The organism is Streptomyces sp. 840.1 (assembly GCF_003751445.1).
Lineage (GTDB): Bacteria > Actinomycetota > Actinomycetes > Streptomycetales > Streptomycetaceae > Streptomyces.
Genome location: NZ_RJUU01000003.1, coordinates 762,222 through 780,171 on the forward strand (window position 1 = coordinate 762,222; position 17,950 = coordinate 780,171).

14 protein-coding genes are annotated in these 17,950 nt (G+C 71.9%); 7 read left to right on the plus strand and 7 right to left on the minus strand.

Features of this window, described 5'->3' with window-relative positions:
* The first annotated feature begins 360 nt into the window (after positions 1-360).
* From EDD93_RS35895 to EDD93_RS35915, 5 genes are read left to right on the plus strand one after another with little or no spacing between them, the layout of a single operon-like run.
* A complete protein-coding gene (locus EDD93_RS35895; RefSeq protein WP_123530580.1) occupies positions 361-1,971 on the plus strand; it encodes an ABC transporter substrate-binding protein in 1,611 nt (536 codons plus the stop codon).
* Positions 1,968-2,942, plus strand: a complete 975-nt coding sequence (locus EDD93_RS35900; RefSeq protein ID WP_123530582.1) for an ABC transporter permease — start codon at positions 1,968-1,970, stop codon at positions 2,940-2,942. Before EDD93_RS35895 ends, EDD93_RS35900 begins: the two co-directional genes overlap by 4 nt.
* Positions 2,939-3,859, plus strand: coding sequence for an ABC transporter permease (locus EDD93_RS35905; protein WP_123530584.1), 921 nt, complete (start codon positions 2,939-2,941; stop codon positions 3,857-3,859). The genes EDD93_RS35900 and EDD93_RS35905 overlap by 4 nt, the downstream gene beginning before the upstream one ends.
* Entirely contained in the window at positions 3,856-4,911 is a 1,056-nt protein-coding gene (locus EDD93_RS35910; protein WP_123530586.1) for an ABC transporter ATP-binding protein, read from the plus strand. The genes EDD93_RS35905 and EDD93_RS35910 overlap by 4 nt, the downstream gene beginning before the upstream one ends.
* Entirely contained in the window at positions 4,908-5,957 is a 1,050-nt protein-coding gene (locus EDD93_RS35915; protein WP_123530587.1) for an ABC transporter ATP-binding protein, read from the plus strand. Before EDD93_RS35910 ends, EDD93_RS35915 begins: the two co-directional genes overlap by 4 nt.
* Before the next feature lie 67 nt (positions 5,958-6,024).
* Here EDD93_RS35915 and EDD93_RS35920 read toward each other — a convergent pair whose 3' ends face one another.
* The 4 genes from EDD93_RS35920 to EDD93_RS35935 all read right to left on the minus strand — a co-directional run bounded on the left by EDD93_RS35920 (position 6,025) and on the right by EDD93_RS35935 (position 11,324).
* Positions 6,025-7,236: an amidohydrolase family protein gene (locus EDD93_RS35920; protein ID WP_123530589.1), complete on the minus strand. Its 1,212-nt coding sequence runs from the start codon at positions 7,234-7,236 to the stop codon at positions 6,025-6,027.
* 82 nt (positions 7,237-7,318) lie between these two features.
* The gene (locus EDD93_RS35925) at positions 7,319-7,993 is read right to left on the minus strand and encodes a GntR family transcriptional regulator (RefSeq protein ID WP_123530591.1); all 675 of its coding nucleotides are present in this window, start codon (positions 7,991-7,993) and stop codon (positions 7,319-7,321) included.
* The gene (locus tag EDD93_RS35930; RefSeq protein WP_123530592.1) at positions 7,990-9,468 is read right to left on the minus strand and encodes a chlorohydrolase family protein; all 1,479 of its coding nucleotides are present in this window, start codon (positions 9,466-9,468) and stop codon (positions 7,990-7,992) included. Before EDD93_RS35930 ends, EDD93_RS35925 begins: the two co-directional genes overlap by 4 nt.
* A gap of 218 nt (positions 9,469-9,686) precedes the next feature.
* Positions 9,687-11,324 (minus strand): ABC-F family ATP-binding cassette domain-containing protein, encoded by a 1,638-nt coding sequence (locus EDD93_RS35935; RefSeq protein ID WP_123530594.1) that lies wholly within the window; start codon positions 11,322-11,324, stop codon positions 9,687-9,689.
* A gap of 126 nt (positions 11,325-11,450) precedes the next feature.
* On the opposite strand from EDD93_RS35935, the gene EDD93_RS35940 reads away from it, so the two are divergent.
* On the plus strand, positions 11,451-12,374 hold the full coding sequence (locus EDD93_RS35940; RefSeq protein WP_123530596.1) for an FAD-dependent oxidoreductase: 924 nt from the start codon (positions 11,451-11,453) through the stop codon (positions 12,372-12,374).
* A 30-nt stretch (positions 12,375-12,404) separates the two neighbouring features.
* On the opposite strand, the gene EDD93_RS35945 is transcribed toward EDD93_RS35940, so the two are convergent.
* Together EDD93_RS35945 and EDD93_RS35950 are read right to left on the minus strand one after the other, a co-directional pair.
* Positions 12,405-14,150: a BCCT family transporter gene (locus tag EDD93_RS35945; RefSeq protein ID WP_185092628.1), complete on the minus strand. Its 1,746-nt coding sequence runs from the start codon at positions 14,148-14,150 to the stop codon at positions 12,405-12,407.
* Between the two features lie 74 nt (positions 14,151-14,224).
* The gene (locus EDD93_RS35950; RefSeq protein ID WP_123530598.1) at positions 14,225-15,538 is read right to left on the minus strand and encodes a M14 family metallocarboxypeptidase; all 1,314 of its coding nucleotides are present in this window, start codon (positions 15,536-15,538) and stop codon (positions 14,225-14,227) included.
* Between the two features lie 187 nt (positions 15,539-15,725).
* On the opposite strand from EDD93_RS35950, the gene EDD93_RS35955 reads away from it, so the two are divergent.
* Entirely contained in the window at positions 15,726-16,769 is a 1,044-nt protein-coding gene (locus EDD93_RS35955; RefSeq protein WP_123530600.1) for a LacI family DNA-binding transcriptional regulator, read from the plus strand.
* Between the two features lie 49 nt (positions 16,770-16,818).
* On the opposite strand, the gene EDD93_RS35960 is transcribed toward EDD93_RS35955, so the two are convergent.
* A complete protein-coding gene (locus tag EDD93_RS35960; RefSeq protein WP_123530602.1) occupies positions 16,819-17,703 on the minus strand; it encodes an oxygenase MpaB family protein in 885 nt (294 codons plus the stop codon).
* Positions 17,704-17,950: the final 247 nt, after the last annotated feature.

Below are 17,950 nucleotides of genomic sequence, written 5' to 3' on the forward strand. Positions count from 1 at the left end.
CCGCCCTTTGCCATGTCCGGGGACCGTTTCCAGCCACCCCTTCGCCGACGGCGGCCGGGCCCGAGGCGCCTCCCCCAGCTCCGTCGACCAGACCGCCCACCAATCCACCCGATCAGGTCGGTATACCAAGTCGATCTCAAGTCACGATTTCTTTCGAAAATCCTTCAGGCCGACTTGCCCGATTCATGCGCCAAATTCCGCTGCAAATGCGGCAAACGGGGTCGCTCGCCCTTCGATGAGCCCGAAGGCTTCTGGTATACCGTTCGGCTCAACGAGTAGCCAACGAGTGCCCACGCGTCCCCACGCCGGTGCTCGTTGCGCCGTCCTGCCCCCCTGCCGTCCCCAAGGAGGCTCGATCCCATGCGTCAAATTCCGGCCGCTCTGTCGGTGGCCGCACTGCTGGCGATCACCACCGCATGCAGCTCGCTCTCGCCGCCCGGCAAGGAGACCACCGCCCAGCCGCGCCTCACCGACATGCGTCCCGTCCGCGACGGCGGCACGGTCACGATCGGGCTGAAGTCCGATCCCGACAGGCTCGACCCGAGCCTCACCACGACGCTGGTCGCCCGCACCGTGTTCACCTCCATGTGCGAACAGCTCTACGACGTCGACCAGGACAACACGTTCGTCCCGCAGCTGGCCGCCACCCTGCCGAAGATCACCGACGGCGGACGCACCTTCACCTTCACCGTCCGCGAGGGCGCCAGGTTCAGTGACGGTGCCCGGCTGGACGCCGCCGCGGTGAAGGCCTCGCTCGACCGCCACCTGCATCTGCGCGGCTCCGGCCGGGCCTCCGAGATCGACTCCGTCGAGAAGGTCACCGCGACCGGCCCGTACACCGTGCGGCTCTCGCTGAGCCACCCCGACGTACCGCTGCTCGGCCGGCTGGCCAACACCGCCGGGCTGATCATGTCCCCGAAGGCGATCAAGAAGTACGGGGCCGACTTCGCGGCCCATCCGTCCTGCGTCGGCCCGTTCAAGTACGTCAAGCGGGTCGTCGGGGACCGGATCGAGCTGAAGAAGGACCCGCTGTACTACGACGCGGACAAGGTCCATCTCGACGGCGTCATCTACAAGACGATCACCGACGGCTCCATCCGGATGGCCAACATCCGCTCGGGTGACGTACAGATCGGTGACCAGATGGGCCCGGTCGAGGTCCGCAACTCGATGGGTGAGAAGGGACTCCAGCTCCTGAACACCCCGTCGCTCGGCTACATGGCGCTGACCCTCAACGTCGCCAACTCGCACGGCATCGACAAGGACCCCAGCCCGGTCGACAGCCCCTTCGGCCGCGATGTGCGGGTCCGGGAGGCCTTCGACCTGTCGCTGGACCGGGCGCTGATCAACAAGCTGGTCTTCCAGGGCATGTACGAACCGGCCTGCGGCCCGGTGCCGCCGGGGACGCCCCTCAGCTCCCCGGTCACCTGCCCGGGGCGGGACGTGGAGAAGGCGAAGCGGCTGCTCGATGAGGCCGGGGTCAAGACGCCGGTACCGCTGGAGCTGATGATCAACACCACTCCGGAGGACAGCCGTCTCGGCCAGGTCGTGCAGGCCATGGCCGCCGACGCCGGCTTCGACGTCAAGCTGCGCCCGACCGAGTTCGCGACCGGGCTGACCCGGACCCTGGCGGGCGACTTCCAGGCGAGGACCGGCGGCTGGGGCGGTCAGCCCGATCCCGCGGGCAACATCGACAGCCTCGTCGGCACCAAGGGCAGCAACAACCAGGGCAAGCTCTCCGACCCGGCGATCGACCGTCTGATCGTGGAGGGGCGCAGCACCTCCGACGTGGCCGGGCGCCGCGAGATCTACCGCAAGCTCACCGCCGCGATCAACAAGCAGCACGGCGTCATCTACCTCTACCGCAACATCAGCTACGTCTCCGCCTCGCAGGACGTGAGCGGCATCAAGCTCTCCGGTGACGGCCTGATCAGGGTCAAGGAAGCCGGATACACGAAGGGGAGCCGGTGACCACCCTCCGCAGACTGCTCACGTCGTACGTGAGCCGCCGCATCGGCCAGTCGCTGGTGACGATGGTGCTCGTCAGCATCACCGTGTTCCTCGGGGTCCGCGCGATGCCCGGCGACACCGCTCAGGCGCTGGCCGGTGAACAGACCTCCCCGGAGGTGCTGGCCGCGATCCGCTCCGAGTACGGGCTCGACGACAACATCGCCGTCCAGTACTGGCGCTACGTCAGCAACGCGGCCACGGGCGACTTCGGCACCTCGGCCCGGACCGGGCTGCCGGTGCTCGACTCCATCACCCAGGCCCTGCCCATCACGCTGGAACTGGCCGCGCTGTCCCTGCTGATGGCCGTGGTCGTCGGTATCGGGGCCGGGGTCATGGCCGCCGTGCGGCGCGGCAGGCCCGAGGAGTGGCTGGCCAACGGCATCGCCCTGCTCGGCATGTCGATCCCCGCGTTCTGGCTGGGCATCGTGCTGGTGCTGGTGTTCGCCATCGCCATGCCGGTGTTCGCGGCCTCCGGCTTCGTACCGTTCAGCACCGATCCCCTGGAGAACCTGCGGCGGCTGGTACTGCCCGCCATCGTGCTCGGCTCCGGCCTCGCCGCGGTGGTGATGCGCCAGACCAGGGCGGCGATGATCGACGCCATGTCCTCGGACTACGTGCGCACCGCACGTGCCAAGGGGCTCGCCCCGGCCGCGGTGATCGGCCGGCACGGGCTGCGCAACTCGCTCGTCACTGTGATCACCGTGCTGGGCCTGCAGCTCGGCCACCTGATCTCCGGTGCCGTCGTCACCGAGCAGGTCTTCGTACTGCCCGGCTTCGGCAAGCTCACCATCGACGCGGTCTTCACCCGTGACTACGCCATGGTGCAGGGCGTCGTGCTGTTCACCTCGGCCGCCTACATCCTGATCAACCTGCTGGTCGACTTCCTGTACTCGGTCGTCGACCCGCGCATCCGGCTCGGAGGTTCCCGATGACCCTCTCCCCGTCGACGGCGGCGGCGCCCGCCCCGCCCGCCACGGCGCCTCCCGCGTCCCGGCCGCCCACCAGGGCCGCGCGGCTCGCCACCTCGCTGCGCCGGCTCCGGCGCAACCGGCTGGCGCTCGTGGGTGCGGTGCTCTCCGCCCTATTCGTCCTCGTCGCCCTGGTCGCACCGCTCATCGCCCCGTACGACCCGGCGCTGCCGGACTTCGACGCGGCGCTGCGGGAGCCCAGCTGGTCGCACTGGCTGGGCACCGACGACCTGGGCCGCGACCAGCTGTCCCGGGTGCTCGTCGGGGTCACCGCGTCCATGCAGGTCGGGGTGCTGGCCGTGCTGCTGGCCTTCGTCGTGGCCGTGCCGCTCGGGCTGGTGGCCGGCTACTACGGGAGGTTCGCCGACACGGCGGTCTCCCGGCTGACCGACACCATGCTGGCGTTCCCGTTCCTGGTGCTGGCCGTGGGCCTCGCCGCGGTGATGGGCCCGTCCCTGGAGAACGCGACCATCGCGATCGGCATCTCGCAGATCCCGGGCATCGTGCGCGTCACCCGTGCCGAGACCCTGCGGCTCAAGCACCTGGACTACGTCGGTGCCGCTACGGCCAACGGCGGCGGTGACGGCGTGATCCTGTTCCGCCACATCCTGCCGAACGCCACCTCGACCCTCATTGTGCAGGCCACCGTGGGCATCCCGTCCGCGATCATCGGCGAGGCGGTGCTCAGCTTCCTCGGTCTCGGGGTGCAGCCGCCCTCGCCCTCGCTCGGTGTGATGCTCTCCAGCGCCCAGCCGTTCATCGCGGACGCGCCCTGGATGGCGGTCTTCCCCGGCCTCGTCATCGTGCTCGCCACTCTGGCGTTCAACCTGCTCGGTGACGGTGTCCGCGACATCCTCGACCCCCGCGGAGGCTCCCGGTGACCCAAGTCGATACGTCCACCGCGGCCGCCGCGCCGGTGCTCCGGGTCCGCGATCTCACGGTCTCCTTCCACGGCGCGGAGCGCACCGTACACGCCGTGGACGGTGTCTCCTACGACCTGGCACCCGGCGAGGTGCTGGCCGTGGTCGGCGAGTCCGGCTGCGGCAAGTCCGTCACCTCCATGGCCGTGATGGGGCTGCTCCCGCCGACCGCCAGGATCGGCGGGTCCATCACCCTGGACGGCGAGGAGCTGGTCGGCGCGCCGGAGAAGAAGCTGCGCTCGCTGCGCGGCCGCCGGCTGTCGATGATCTTCCAGGAGCCGATGACCTCGCTCAATCCGGTGCTCACCATCGGCCGGCAGATCACCGAGGTGCTCCGCCGCCACCAGGGCCTCGGCCGGCGCGAGGCCAGGGAGCGGGCCGTCGAACTGCTCGGCATCGTCGGCATCCCCGCGCCGCACAAGCGGGTCGACGAGTACCCGCACCAGCTGTCCGGCGGAATGCGGCAGCGCGTGATGATCGCGATCGCCGTCGCGTGCGACCCCGCGGTCCTGATCGCCGACGAGCCGACGACCGCCCTCGACGTGACCGTGCAGGCGGGCATCCTCGATGTGCTGCGCTCACTCCGGGACCGGCTCGGGACCGCGATCGTGCTCATCACGCACGACCTCGGAGTCGTCGCGGACGCCGCCGACCGGGTCCTGGTGATGTACGCGGGCCGCCCCGTCGAACAGGCCTCGGTGGACGAGCTGTTCGCCTCCCCGCAGCACCCCTACACCCGGGGTCTGCTCGGAGCCGTACTGCGTCCCGGCAGCCGGGGCGCGAACGGCCGCGACCGGCTCAACGAGATACCCGGCCTCGTGCCCGATCTGCGCGAGCAGCCCGCCGGGTGCAGCTTCGCCCCGCGCTGCGCCTCGGCGGACGCGGACTGCCTGACGGACCGGCCGCCGCTGAGCAGGTCCGCCGGCACGCACCTGATCGCCTGTCACCACCCGTCCGGTGCGGCCGACTCCGCGCCGGCCCGACCCGCCGCGAGCAAGGGAACCGACCGATGAGCGCCAGCCTCGTCCCACCCGCCCGCACCCCGGGCACCGGAGCTCCGGTGCTGGCCGTGCACGATCTGAAGCGGCACTTCGACGGGTCCGGCGGCTCCGTGAAGGCGGTCGACGGGGTGTCGCTGACGATCATGCCGGGTGAGGTCGTGGGCCTCGTCGGGGAGTCGGGCAGCGGCAAGTCGACGGTCGGGCGGTGCGTCGTGCGCCTGGACCGGCCGACCGGCGGCAGTGTGGAGATCAACGGGAGGGACATCACCGCGCTCTCTCCGCGCGAACTGCGGCCCCTGCGCAAGGACTTCCACCTGGTCTTCCAGGACCCCTCGTCCTCCCTCAACCCCAGGATGACGATCCGGCAGATCATCGCGGAGCCGCTGCGGCTGCACAGGATGGCGAACCGTGCCGAGGCCTCGCGCCGGGTGGACGAGCTCCTCGCCCAGGTGGGCCTGCGGCCCGAACTCGCCGACCGCAATCCCCACGAGCTCTCCGGTGGCCAGCGCCAGCGGGTCTCGATCGCACGGGCTCTGTCGGTCGGCCCGGACCTGCTGGTGGCCGACGAGCCGACCTCGGCGCTCGACGTGTCCGTGCAGGCGTCCGTTCTCAACCTGCTCGCGGACCTCCAGCGCGACCGGGGCTTCGGCTGCCTGTTCATCACCCACGACCTCGCGGCCGTGGAGTATCTGGCGGACCGCATCGCGGTGATGTACCTGGGCCGGATCGTCGAACAGGCCCCGGCCGCAGAGCTGTTCGCCGCGCCGAAGCACCCGTACACGCAGGCGCTGCTCTCCGCGGCGCCGGTGCCCGACCCGGCCGAGCAGCGACGCCGCAGCCGGATCGTGCTCGGCGGCGACCTGCCCAGCCCGCTGGACCCGCCACCCGGCTGCCACTTCCACACGCGGTGCCCGCTGGCCACGGAGCGGTGCCGTACCGAGGCACCGGAACTGCGGACCCTGCCGGTGGCGGCGGACCCGTCGCTCACGCGGCAGGTGGCGTGCCACCTCGTGGCGGACGACGGCAGCGTGCCGGACGCCGCGGTGTCCGCCGCGTAACAGCGCTGTTGGACATGACGGAGCCCGTCCACCTCGCGGTGGACGGGCTCCGTCATGTCCGGGCGGGTCAGCCGACGAGTTCGAGGCCGTCGGCGACGACGCGGCCCGCGTGCAGGACCGTGCGGTCGTCGCTGCGGTCCATCACGGCGGACGCGACGGTCTCGCCCTCGACCAGCAGCAGATCACCCTCGTCGCCCACGGCGAGGCCCGGCCGGTCGGCGACGGACCTCAGGCGCTCCGGGCCGCCCTGGAGGATCGAGTGGCCACCGCGGCTCGCGACGGCCACGCAGTGCTCGATGAGCTCGTCGGCCCGGTAGCGGTTGGTGAAGGCGAGCTGCCAGGTGCGGTCCAGCATGTCGCCGTTGCCGTACGGGGACCAGAAGTCGCGCTGGCCGTCCTCGCCCAGGCCGACCCGCACTCCGGCGGCGGTCAGCTGGGCCAGCGGCAGGGCGTGCTGCTGCTGGGCCGGGGCGATGGTCGCCATCGCGATGTCCAGCTCGGCGAACTCCTCGATGAGGCGCCGGGTCGTCGCCTCGTCCACGGTGCCGAGTTCGTACGCGTGCGAGAGCGTGACCTGGCCGGCCATGCCGAGGGCGCGCACCCGCTCCAGGATGAGGTCGACGCTGAACACACCAAGTGCGCCGGGCTCGTGGAGGTGGATGTCGATCGGCGCCTGATGGCGCTCGGCCAGCCCGAAGACGACGTCGAGGTGGCGCACCGGGTCGCGGTCCAGGGTGCACGGGTCGATGCCGCCGACCACGGCGGCGCCCGAGGCGAGGGCCTGGTCCATCAGCTCCGGCACGCCCTTCTCCTTGAAGAGGCCGGCCTGCGGGAAGGCCATGATCTCGACCTCGCACCGTCCGGCGTGCGCCTCCTTGGCGGCGAGGACCCCCTCGAAGCGCTCCAGTCCGCAGTCCGCGTCGATCTGCGCGTAGCTGCGCACCCGGGTCGTGCCGCGCTCGATCATGCGGCCCAGGGTGTGGGTGGCCCGCTCGGCGACGGACCACTCGTCCTCGCGCCAGTGCGCGCGGTCGTTCATCGTCATGCCCCAGACCCCGGGCTTGCCCGTGTGGGGGCGGAACGGCAGCCCGATGCGGGTGGAGTCGAGGTGGCAGTGGACGTCGGAGAACGAGGGCAGCGCGAGCCGTCCGCGGCCGTCCACTCTCTCGCCGGCGACGACGCGGGCGGGGTCGTGCGGGGTGATCGCCGCTATCACGCCGTCCTTGATCTCGATGTCGCAGGGCTCGCCGCCCCAGGGACGGACGTCTGTGATCAGCATGTGGTGCATCTCCTCGGTTGGCCGCCGGGGTGGGGCGGTCGGGGTGGGTCGGGCCCGGTCCGGACGGCGCCGGCCGGGCGGGTCACTCGGCCGGCAGCACCTCGGCCAGCGCGGCCAGGGACGGCCCCCGGCCGCGCTCGATGTGCGCGTAGGCGAGGGCGTCGGCCAGATCGGGCTTGCCCGCGTAGATCGCGGCGCAGATGTCCTGGTGCTCGGTGCACTGGACGCGCGGGTCCAGGCCGCCGGTGAGGGTGAACAGCCACTGCACCAGGCCGAGCGAGGGCTGAAGTGCGTCCTGGAGGAGCCGGTTCCCGGTCATCGCGACGATCTCGGCGTGCAGGGCGGTGTTGGCGGCGGGAATCTCGTGGACGTCGCCGCGCCGGGTGGCGTCCTCGGCCGCCTCCATGAGCGCGCGCAGCCGGTCACCGCCGCGTCCGGCCGCGCAGGCCTCGGCGGCCCTGCGGGCGGCGAACACCTCCAGGCTCAGGCGCAGGTCGAAGAGTTCCGCGACGTCGCGCAGCGAGAGGTTGCGGACGGACGCGCCGCGCCGGGGGGAGATGACGACCAGGCCTTCGCCGGTCAGCCGGGTGAGCGCCTCGCGGACGGGGATACGGGAGAAGCCCAGGGCCTCCGACAGCTCGCGTTCCCGCAGCCGGGCGCCGGGCGGGTACGCGCCGGACAGGATGCCGGCCCGGATCGTGCGCTCGGCGTGGTCGGCGTGGGACTCACTGGCGTCGGGCGATTCGGTCGTCGTCATCGTGGTGTCGTCTCCTCGAACGGCGGGAAAGTCGGCGGGAACAGCACGTCGGCACCTCGGCGGTGCGCGTCGCGCTCGGCGTAACCCTCCCGCATCGTCTCGAAGAGGCTCTGGGCGCGGCGGCGCAGGTTCGCCAGGTCGATGCCGGGTATCCGGCCGTCGGTCATGACGGGCCTCCCCGCCACGACGGAGTGGGTGGCCTGCCGGGCGGTGCCGTTGAGCAGGAAGGTGCGGACGGGGTCGTCCTGGACACCGTCGCGGATGTCGTCGAGCCGGAACGCGACCAGGTCCGCCTGTGCGCCGCGCTCCAGCCGGCCGAGGTCGGCGCGGCCCAGTGCGCGGGCGCCGCCGAGGGTGGCCGCCTCGACGTAGTGCTCGGCGGGTGCGGCGTCCGCGCGGCCGTCGGCGGTCTTCGCGAGGTGGACGCCCGTGTCCATGCCCCGGATCAGGTCGGGCGGGAAGGAGTCGGTGCCCAGGCAGAGGTTGATGCCCGCGCGCCGGTAGGCGCCGAAGGAGTGCAGCACCTGTCCGTAGCGCAGCGAGGTCTGCGGGCAGTGGATGACGGAGATGCCGGCTGCGGCGAGCACGGCCAGATCGCCCCGGTCCTCGCCGTGCACCGCGGGATGGCGGTCGGTGAAGACGCCGTGCGGCACGAGCAGCCGGGTGTCCAAGAGGCCGGCGCGGGCCAGCAGCTCCAGTGGGGTGCAGCCGTGCGTCTCGCGTACGAGGTCGCGTTCGTGCAGGCCCTGGAGGCAGTGCAGGCGTACGGGGACATCGCGGCGGAGCGCGAGCTCGGCGGTACCGCGCAGCAGCTCATCGGTGAGCGTCTCGATGCGGCAGGGCAGCAGCACCCCGTTGACCAGCGGGTCGCCCAGGCGCGCGGTGTGGTCGAGGAAGCGCTCGGCGTCCCGCAGCCCGGCCCGCCCGCGCTCCTCGTCGAGGGCGACGTGGCGGCCGCCGTCGGGGCGGGCCACGTTGACGCCGGAGCGGTAGGCGGGTCCCAGGTAGCCGCGCAGGCCGATGCGCCGGGAGGTCTCGGCCATGGCGACGAGTTCCTCGTACGGCTCCGCCCAGGCGCTGTGCACCTCGGAGGCGATGGGCATGTACGTGGTGATGCCGTGCAGGGCCAGCTGCACCAGGGCGTACTCGCGGACGGTGGCCCGCTGCGCCGGGGTGAAGACCTCGCGCCTGCGGTGGTCGAAGTACTCCTGCGACCAGAGGAGTCCGGCGGCGCGGGCGGGCGGGGCCCAGGAGTCCAGGACGAGGTGGTCGATGTCGGTGAGTGCGTCCAGGTCGATGAGGCCGGGCATCACCAGGGCCTCGCCGAGGTCCAGGTCCATGTCGACGGGGCCGTCGTAGCCGCGCCCGACGTAGCTGATCGTGTCGCCCTCCCACACGATCTCGCCGTCCCGCAGGAGCGCGTGGCCGCCGTCGCGGTGGGCGAGGACGTGGGTGGCACGCCAGCGGGTTCGCACGGGGCCTCCTGCGGGTGCGGGTGAACCGGTCGCGTTCCGGCCGGGCGACGGGAACGGCGGCTCCCCGGCCGGAACAAGGCGACAGTAGCACTTGGCATACCAAGTGCCCGCACCTTCAGGAGTTATGAGAAATAAGTCGGAATTCAAGCCTCAATCAGTGGATGGGTGAGACAGAGCCCTCACTCTTGGCATACCAACTACGGCCGTATGGGCCGGCCTCAGCTCTCCGTCAGCCGTCCGGCCGTGACCTCGACGCGGCGCGTCGTGTGCACCGCCTCCAGCATCCGGCGGTCGTGCGTGACCAGCAGCAACGTCCCCTTGTACGAGTCGAGCGCCGACTCCAGCTGCTCGATCGCCGGCAGGTCGAGGTGGTTCGTCGGCTCGTCCAGGACCAGGAGGTTGACACCCCGGCCCTGGAGCAGGGCCAGTGCCGATCTGGTCCGCTCACCCGGGGAGAGGGTGGTCGCGGGGCGCATCACGTGATCGGCGCGCAGGCCGAACTTGGCGAGGAGGGTACGGACCTCGGCCGGCTCCGTGTCCGGGACGGCCGCGCAGAACGCCTCCAGCAGCGATTCCGTGCCGTGGAACAGCTTGCGCGCCTGGTCCACCTCCCCCACCACCACGCCCGAGCCCAGGCTCGCGTGCCCCGAGTCCAGCGGGAGGCGGCCGAGCAGAGCGGCGAGCAGGGTCGACTTCCCGGCACCGTTGGCGCCGGTGATGGCGATCCGGTCAGCCCAGTCGACCTGGAGCGAGACCGGGCCGAACGCGAAGCCCCCGAGCACGACCCGCGCCTCGCGCAGCGTCGCCACGACGGAGCCGGAACGGGGGGCGGAGGCGATCTCCATCCGCAGCTCCCACTCCTTGCGCGGCTCCTCCACGACGTCGAGGCGCTCGATCATGCGCTGGGTCTGACGGGCCTTCGCGGCCTGCTTCTCGCTGGACTCACTCCGGAACTTGCGAGCCATCTTGTCGGAGTCGCCCGCCTTGCGGCGTGCGTTCCTGACGCCCTTGTCCATCCAGGAGCGCTGCATCAGGGCGCGGCCCTCAAGGGCGGAGCGCTTGTCCGCGAACTCCTCGAACTCCTCGCGGGCGTGCCTGCGGGCCCGCTCGCGCTCCTCGAGGTAGGCCGCGTAGCCACCGCCGTAGAGGTTGATCTGCTGCTGGGCGAGGTCGAGTTCGAGGACCTTGGTGACCGTGCGCATCAGGAACTCGCGGTCATGGCTGATGACGACCGTGCCGGCGCGGAGCCCGCTGACGTACCGCTCCAGCCGTTCCAGGCCGTCCAGGTCGAGGTCGTTGGTGGGCTCGTCGAGCAGGAAGACGTCGTAGCGGGAGAGCAGCAGCGAGGCGAGGCCGGCGCGGGCCGCCTGGCCGCCGGAGAGGCTGGTCATCGGCGGGTCCAGGCCGACGGTCAGGCCCAGGTCGGCGGCGACCTCCTCGGCGCGTTCGTCCAGGTCGGCGCCGCCGAGGGCGAGCCAGCGCTCCAGTGACTCGGAGTACGCGTCGTCGGAGCCGGGCGCGCCGTCGACGAGGGCCTGGGTGGCCGCGTCCATCGCCGCCTGGGCCTCGGCGACACCCGTCCGGCGGGCCAGGAACTCCCGCACCGTCTCGCCGGGGCGCCGCTCCGGTTCCTGCGGCAGGTGGCCGACGGTGGCGGTGGGCGGGGAGAGCCGCAGCTCACCCTCCTCCGGCTGGTCGAGTCCGGCGAGGAGCCGCAGGAGCGACGATTTTCCGGCGCCGTTGACTCCGACGAGACCGATCACGTCACCGGGAGCGACCACGAGGTCGAGTTCGGCGAAGAGAGTGCGGTCGCCGTGTCCGGCGGCGAGGTCCTTGGCGACGAGGGTGGCAGTCATCAGGGGGTCGATCCTAATCGGCGCCCGGGACTGCCGGTCGCCGAGGCATCGCCCTGGCGGTGGACCTCGGCTAGGGTCTTTCGTTTGGATCGGGTGGGCCGGGCAGAGACGAGCGGCGGTGCGGCAGTGTCGGAAGTGATCGTGGTGGGCGGTGGGGTCAGCGGCCTCACCACGGCGGTGGTGCTGGCCGGACGCGGCCACCGGGTGCGGGTCTGGTCCCGCCAGCCCGCGGCGACCACGACGTCCGCGGTGGCGGGAGCCCTGTGGTGGCCGTACCGGATCGAGCCGCAGGACCGGGTCGGGGACTGGTCACTGGCTTCGCTGCGCCGGTACGAGGAACTGGCCGCCCGCCCCGGGGAGACCGGGGTACGGCTGGTCGCCGGTCTGCACCGGGGCGAGCGGCTGGCGGCGCTCGGGGCGTGGGCCGGGCAGCTGAGGGATGTGGTGGAGAGCGCCGAGGGGCTGCGGTGCCGGCTGCCGCTGATCGACATGCCGGTGCACCTGGACTGGCTGGAGGAACAGGTCAGGACGGCCGGGGGCTCGGTCGAGCGGCGCACGGTCAGCTCCTTCGACGAGGCGGCGGCGGAGGCGGCGACGGTGGTCAACTGCACCGGGCTCGGTGCCCGTGAGCTGGTCCCGGACACCGGGATGCGGCCGGTGCGCGGTCAGCTGGTCATGGTGGAGAACCCGGGGATCGAGGAGTGGTTCACCGAGGCGGACCCGGCGTCGGACACGACGACGTACTTCTTCCCGCAGCCGGGCCGGCTGGTGCTCGGCGGCACCGCGGGCACGGACGACTGGAGCACCGTGCCCGATCCCCGCGCGGCCGAGGAGATCGTGGCGCGGTGTGCCCGGGTCCGGCCGGAGATCGCCCGCGCCCGGGTCATCGGACACCGGGTGGGGCTGCGGCCGGCCCGGGACGCCGGGGTCCGCATCGAGGCCGAGCCGCTGCCCGGCGGCGGGCGCCTGGTGCACAACTACGGGCACGGCGGCGCGGGCGTGACCGTGGCCCTGGGCTGCGCGGAGGCGACGGCCCGGCTGGTGGACTGAAGCGGACCGCGCACGGCCGGCGGGCGGACCTCAGTCGGTGGCCCGGCTCGAACCGCCGGGCCCCTCCCCGCGCTCGGTGGTGATCTGGCTGCCGCCGGGACCGATCCGGATCTCGAAGTCGCCGTCGTACTTCGCGTGACCCTCGATGACGGCGGACTCGACCGCCTCGACGCCGAACTCGCGGCGCACGATGAGCGGGTCCTCGCGCAGGTCCCGCATCAGGGCCACACACATCCCGATCATGACGATCGTGAAGGGCGCGGCCACCAGGATGGTCAGGTTCTGCAGGCCGGCCAGCGCGTCGCCCTTGCCGTTCCCGATCAGCAGCATGACCGCCGCCACCGCACCGGTGGTGACGCCCCAGAACACGACGACCCACTTGGCCGGTTCGAGGATGCCCTTCTGCGACAGGGTGCCCATCACGATGGACGCGGCGTCCGCGCCCGACACGAAGAAGATCCCGACCAGGATCATCACGAGCAGACTCATCAGCGTGGCGACGGGGAACTGCTGGAGCACACCGAAGAGCTGGGCCTCCTGGGTGTCGGCGCCGTCGAGCTTCCCGGCCTCCTGGAGCTTGATGGCGGTGCCGCCGAAGATCGCGAACCAGATCAGGCTGACCGTGCTGGGCACCAGGATGACCCCGCCGATGAACTGACGGATCGTCCGGCCCCGGCTGATCCTGGCGATGAACATGCCGACGAACGGGGTCCAGGAGATCCACCAGGCCCAGTAGAAGACGGTCCAGCTGCTGAGCCAGTCGGCGACCTCGCCCTCGCCGGTCGCCTCGGTGCGCCCGGCGAGCTGGGGCAGATCACCGATGTAGGCGGCGATCGAGGTGGGCAGCAGGTCGAGCACGATGATGGTCGGGCCCGCGATGAACACGAACACGGCGAGGATCAGGGCGAGCACCATGTTGATGTTGGACAGCCACTGGATGCCCTTCTCCACGCCGGAGATCGCCGAGGCGACGAACGCCACGGTCAGCACGGCGATGATCAGGACGAGCAGGCCGGTACCGGTCTTCTCCTTCCAGTTCAGCTCGTGGAAACCGCTGCCGATCTGGAGTGCGCCGAGGCCGAGCGAGGCCGCCGAGCCGAAGAGCGTGGCGAAGATGGCGAGGATGTCGATCAGCCTGCCGACGCCGCCGTGGGCGTGCCGGGCGCCGATGAGCGGTTCGAAGACGGCGCTGATCGTCTGCCGCCTGCGGCGCCGGAAGGTGCTGTACGCGATGGCGAGACCGACCACCGCGTAGATCGCCCACGGGTGGAGCGTCCAGTGGAAGAGGGTGGTGGCCATCGCCGTCTGCATCGCCTCGGCGGCGTCGGCGGGGTGGGTTCCGGGCGGATGGTGGACGAAGTGCGCCAGGGGCTCGCTCACCCCGTAGAACATCAGGCCGATGCCCATGCCGGCGCTGAACATCATGGCGACCCAGGACACGGTCCTGAATTCCGGCTCCTCGCCCTCCTGGCCGAGGGTGATCTTTCCGTAACGGCTGATGGCGAGCCAGAGTGCGAAGACCACGAATCCGGAGGCGGCCAGCATGAAGGCCCAACCACCGTTGTGCATCAATCCGTTGAGCAGGGTGCTGGAGACGTCCTCCAGCGAGTCGGTGGCCGTGGCCCCCCACACCACGAAGGCGAGGGTGAGGACGGCGGTGACGCCGAACACCACCCGGTCGGTCGTGGGGCGCCGGCCCTGGGTCGGGTCGCCGGGCAGATCCGCCGTCACCGACAGATCCCCCCTTTCACCCTTTCTCTGATCGTCCTGCGACACGAAAGGCACCTTTCACGGAGGCTGGAGTTTCGCTCTCCGTAGGCAGTACCACACGCGGTGCACAACTTCCGGGATCAACAAGCGGTATCGGCTTGACCGTTTATGAGGTGGTATGACGCACGTGCGTCCAGCAGGAGCGGGATCAGCCTCCGGGCGGGCTGGGCCAGCGGTACGTACACACCGTCACCGTCGGGCCGGGAGGTGACGCCGTGCAGCGCGAGTTCGTCCCCGGCCCCGGCGAACTGGGCCGCCGTGAGCCGGTACCCGCAGGGCGGATGCGCGAGGACGTCGCCGGGCCCCGGGGCCTCGTTGTCGGCGCCGCCCAGCAGCACCGGACCCCGGCCGGTGGACCCGGCCGCCCTGGAGCGTGCGGTGGCGGCGGCGATCTCGCCGCGCCGCTCCTCGGCGTACGAGAACAGTCCCTTGAGGGCGGCGAGTTGGGAGTGCACCCGGCGGCGGTCGTTGAGAGCGGGGTCGGCCCGCTCCGCGTCGGTGAGCGGATCCACGCGGGACTCGACGAGCAGGGTCACCGCGCCTTTGAGGCCCGCCGCGTTGCGCAGGATGCGCTCCTGTCCGTCGCCCGCCGTCTGCCTGACCGGCCGGCCGGTGACCGGGTCGGTCCAGATTCCGTAGAGCCCGCTGTCGTGTCCGGCGTCCCGGGCGGCCGGACGCACATGGTCCTCGGCCAGCACCTCCGACTCCTCGCGCACCCGGCCGTCCACGTTGGGATTGCGGGGCCACAGTACGGCCAGGTCCTTGTCGTAGTAGGGCGGGCTCGCGCCGTACTCGTGCAGGTCGTAGACCACATCGGGCCGGTCCTCGCGCAGGACCGCCGCGATGGCGCGGGCCTCGGCGGTGCGCAGTGCGAGGTGGTCGCGGTTGATGTCCACCCCGTCGGAGTTGCCCCGGGTGCCGGCGGCACGGCCGTCGGGGTTGGCGGTGGGCACGACGAGGATCTCGGTGCGGGAGAGGAGGTCCTGGGTGGCCCGGTCCCTGGCATAGCCGAGGTCACGGATCGTCGTCAGACAGGCCTCACGGGCCGCCGGTTCGTCGCCGTGCTGGCTGCACACGAGGAGCACCTTGAGCGCGCCGGGGCGCCGGCTGCCGATCCGGACCAGCCGCAGCGGGCGGCCCTGCTTCGTCGTGCCGATGCGCCGGACGGAGACCCGGTCGCTGTGCCGGTCGACGGCCGCGAGCAGCGCGCGCTCACCGGCCGCGCCGGTCCAGCGCGCCCCGCCGGCCGATTCGAATCCGGTACGCGGCGGCGTCCGCGCGGCCTCGGCGGACCCCGTGAGCAGCGCGCCGGCCAGCACGGTGGCGACGGCCGCCAGCACGAGGCCGCGGCGCGGGCGACGGCCCGAGCGGGCACCCCGCACTCGTGTCGGCATGGCCGGAAGGTACCGTGCCGGGCGCCCGCGCGACAGGTCTCCGGCCGTGCGGGACACCCGGGGCCGCGCCGTAACCGCTGTGCGCCCGCCAGGGATTACCGGGAGGCTCTAGGCTGGCGGGGTCCGTGCTGTCCGGCCGGGGCCCCGGCTGTCCCCGGCTCCCTCCCGCGCTTCAGAGGAGCGTCCCTTGCCCCGTCCGATCCCCGATGCCTCCCGCGACGCACGCCCGACCCTGGAAGCCGTGGCGGCTCTGGCAGGGGTGTCCCGGGCGACGGCCTCCCGGGTGGTCAACGGCGGTGCCGGGGTTCGGCAGCCACTGGTGGACCAGGTGCGCAAAGCGGTCGACGAGCTGGGCTACATACCGAACCATGCCGCCCGGACGCTGGTGACCCGGCGCAACGGAGCGGTCGCCGTGATCATCGACGAGCCCGAGGTCCGGATATTCTCGGACCCCTTCTTCTCCCAGCACATCCGTGGCATCAGCCGCGAACTCATCACGTATGACGCCCAGTTGGTGTTGCTCCTGGTGGAGGGAAGCGGGGATTTCGACCGGGTCACCCGTTATCTGGCCGGTGGCCACGTGGACGGAGTGCTGGCCTTCTCGCTGCACACGGACGACGAGCTGTCCGCGGTCATCAGCCGGTTCCGGGTGCCGACGGTGTACGGCGGGCGGCCCGGACGGCCGGGGGCGGCCTCCGGACTCGCGGTCCCCTATGTCGACTGCGACAACCGCGGCGGCGCCCGGGAGGCCGTACGCCATCTGGCCTCGCTCGGCCGCCGCCACATCGCGCACATCGCGGGCCCGCGCGACCAGACCTCGGCGCTGGACCGCATCGACGGCTACTTCGACGTGCTGCCCGACGGCGATCCCGCGCTCGTCGCGGACGGCGACTTCACCGCGGAGGGCGGCGCCCGCGCCATGGCCGGCCTGCTGGCGAGGCGGCCCGACCTGGACGCCGTCTTCGCCGCCAACGACCTGATGGCCTCGGGCGCCCTGCGGGTGCTGCGCGAGCACGGCAGGCGGGTGCCGCAGGACGTGGCGCTGGTCGGCTTCGACGACATGGAGTCGGTCGCCGAGACGACCGATCCGCCGTTGACGACGGTCCGTCAGGATGTGGTGAGCATGGGCAGGTTGATGGTCAAGCTGCTGATGGAACGGCTTGAGGACGGGACCGGCGACGCCGGTTCGGTGATCATGCCGACACAACTGGTCCGCCGCGCCTCGGCCTGATCCGCACGCCCCGCGGTCGCCGGGTGACCGGACCACGCCGCGGCGCCCCTCAGCCGGGCATTGCCCCCGCACGCCGCCGGGCCTCCGCCGCCCGGTGGGCCGCTCTCGCCCGGCGCGCCCGGGGCAGGTACCGCAGCCGCTCCGGCAGCACCGGTACGACCACCCGCGCCACGGCACAGAACCGCCGCAGGGCCCGCTCCTGCCCGTCCGTCCACTCCAGGCCGATCGCCTCGCGCGCGTCCCGGGGCATCAGCCCGATGGTGAGGAAGCGGCGGAACCGGGCCAGCGGCACCAGGAGCACCGGCCACAGCGCCCTGAGCAGCACCCGCAGGAGGAGGGGGCCCCGGTCCGGCGGCGGTACGGGGGTACGGGGGGCGACGAGCTCGTCGACGACGACGGTCCGCTCGATTTCCTCGGCCAGCATGGCGCGGTAGTAGGGCCAGAACTCCTCGATCGTCTGCGGCATGTCCCGGTCGTGGATCCCGAGCACCCGGCCCACCTGGAGCCACTCCCGGTACAGGGCCCGCTCCTGGTCCCCGTCGAGCGGGCGGATCAGATACCGCGCCGCGTGCCGGTACACCGGGAATCCCGTGGCGTGCACCCATGCGTAGTTCTCCGGCGACAGCGCGTGATAGGGGCGGCCCCGGGTGTCGGTGCCCTGGATGGTGCGGTGCAGCCGGCGGAGCCTGCGCCCCTCCTGCGCGGCCTCCGCTCCCCCGTACACCCAGAGCTGGAGCGAGCTCAGGGAACGCTCACCGCGTCCCCACGGGTCCGTACGGAAGACGGAGTGCTCGTCGACGCCCGCGCCGACCGCGGGATGGGCGACCTGGAGGGTGAGGGCGGCGGGCAGCATCAGCAGGGCCCGGACGTCACCGGACAGGCTCCACAGCACACCCCCGGGCGGGGGCGGTACGGGTTCCGGCTCGCTGCTCATTCGGTTCTCCCGGCGGTCTGCGGGCGCCCGGCCCGGCGACCGGTCCCCCTCGTGATCCAGTATGCGAGCGCTTCGTACGTCACGCGCACCGGCCCCGCCGCCCCTTGCCGCAGGCCCGCCCGTCGGCACTGTTGACGACCTCGTGAAACAAGTCAATAGTATTTGTAACTTTGACTCACGGCAGCAGACGGCCCCTCACATCCCTTTCGGATCAATGGAGTTGGACCGTCAACTGGAAAGCCGGTAC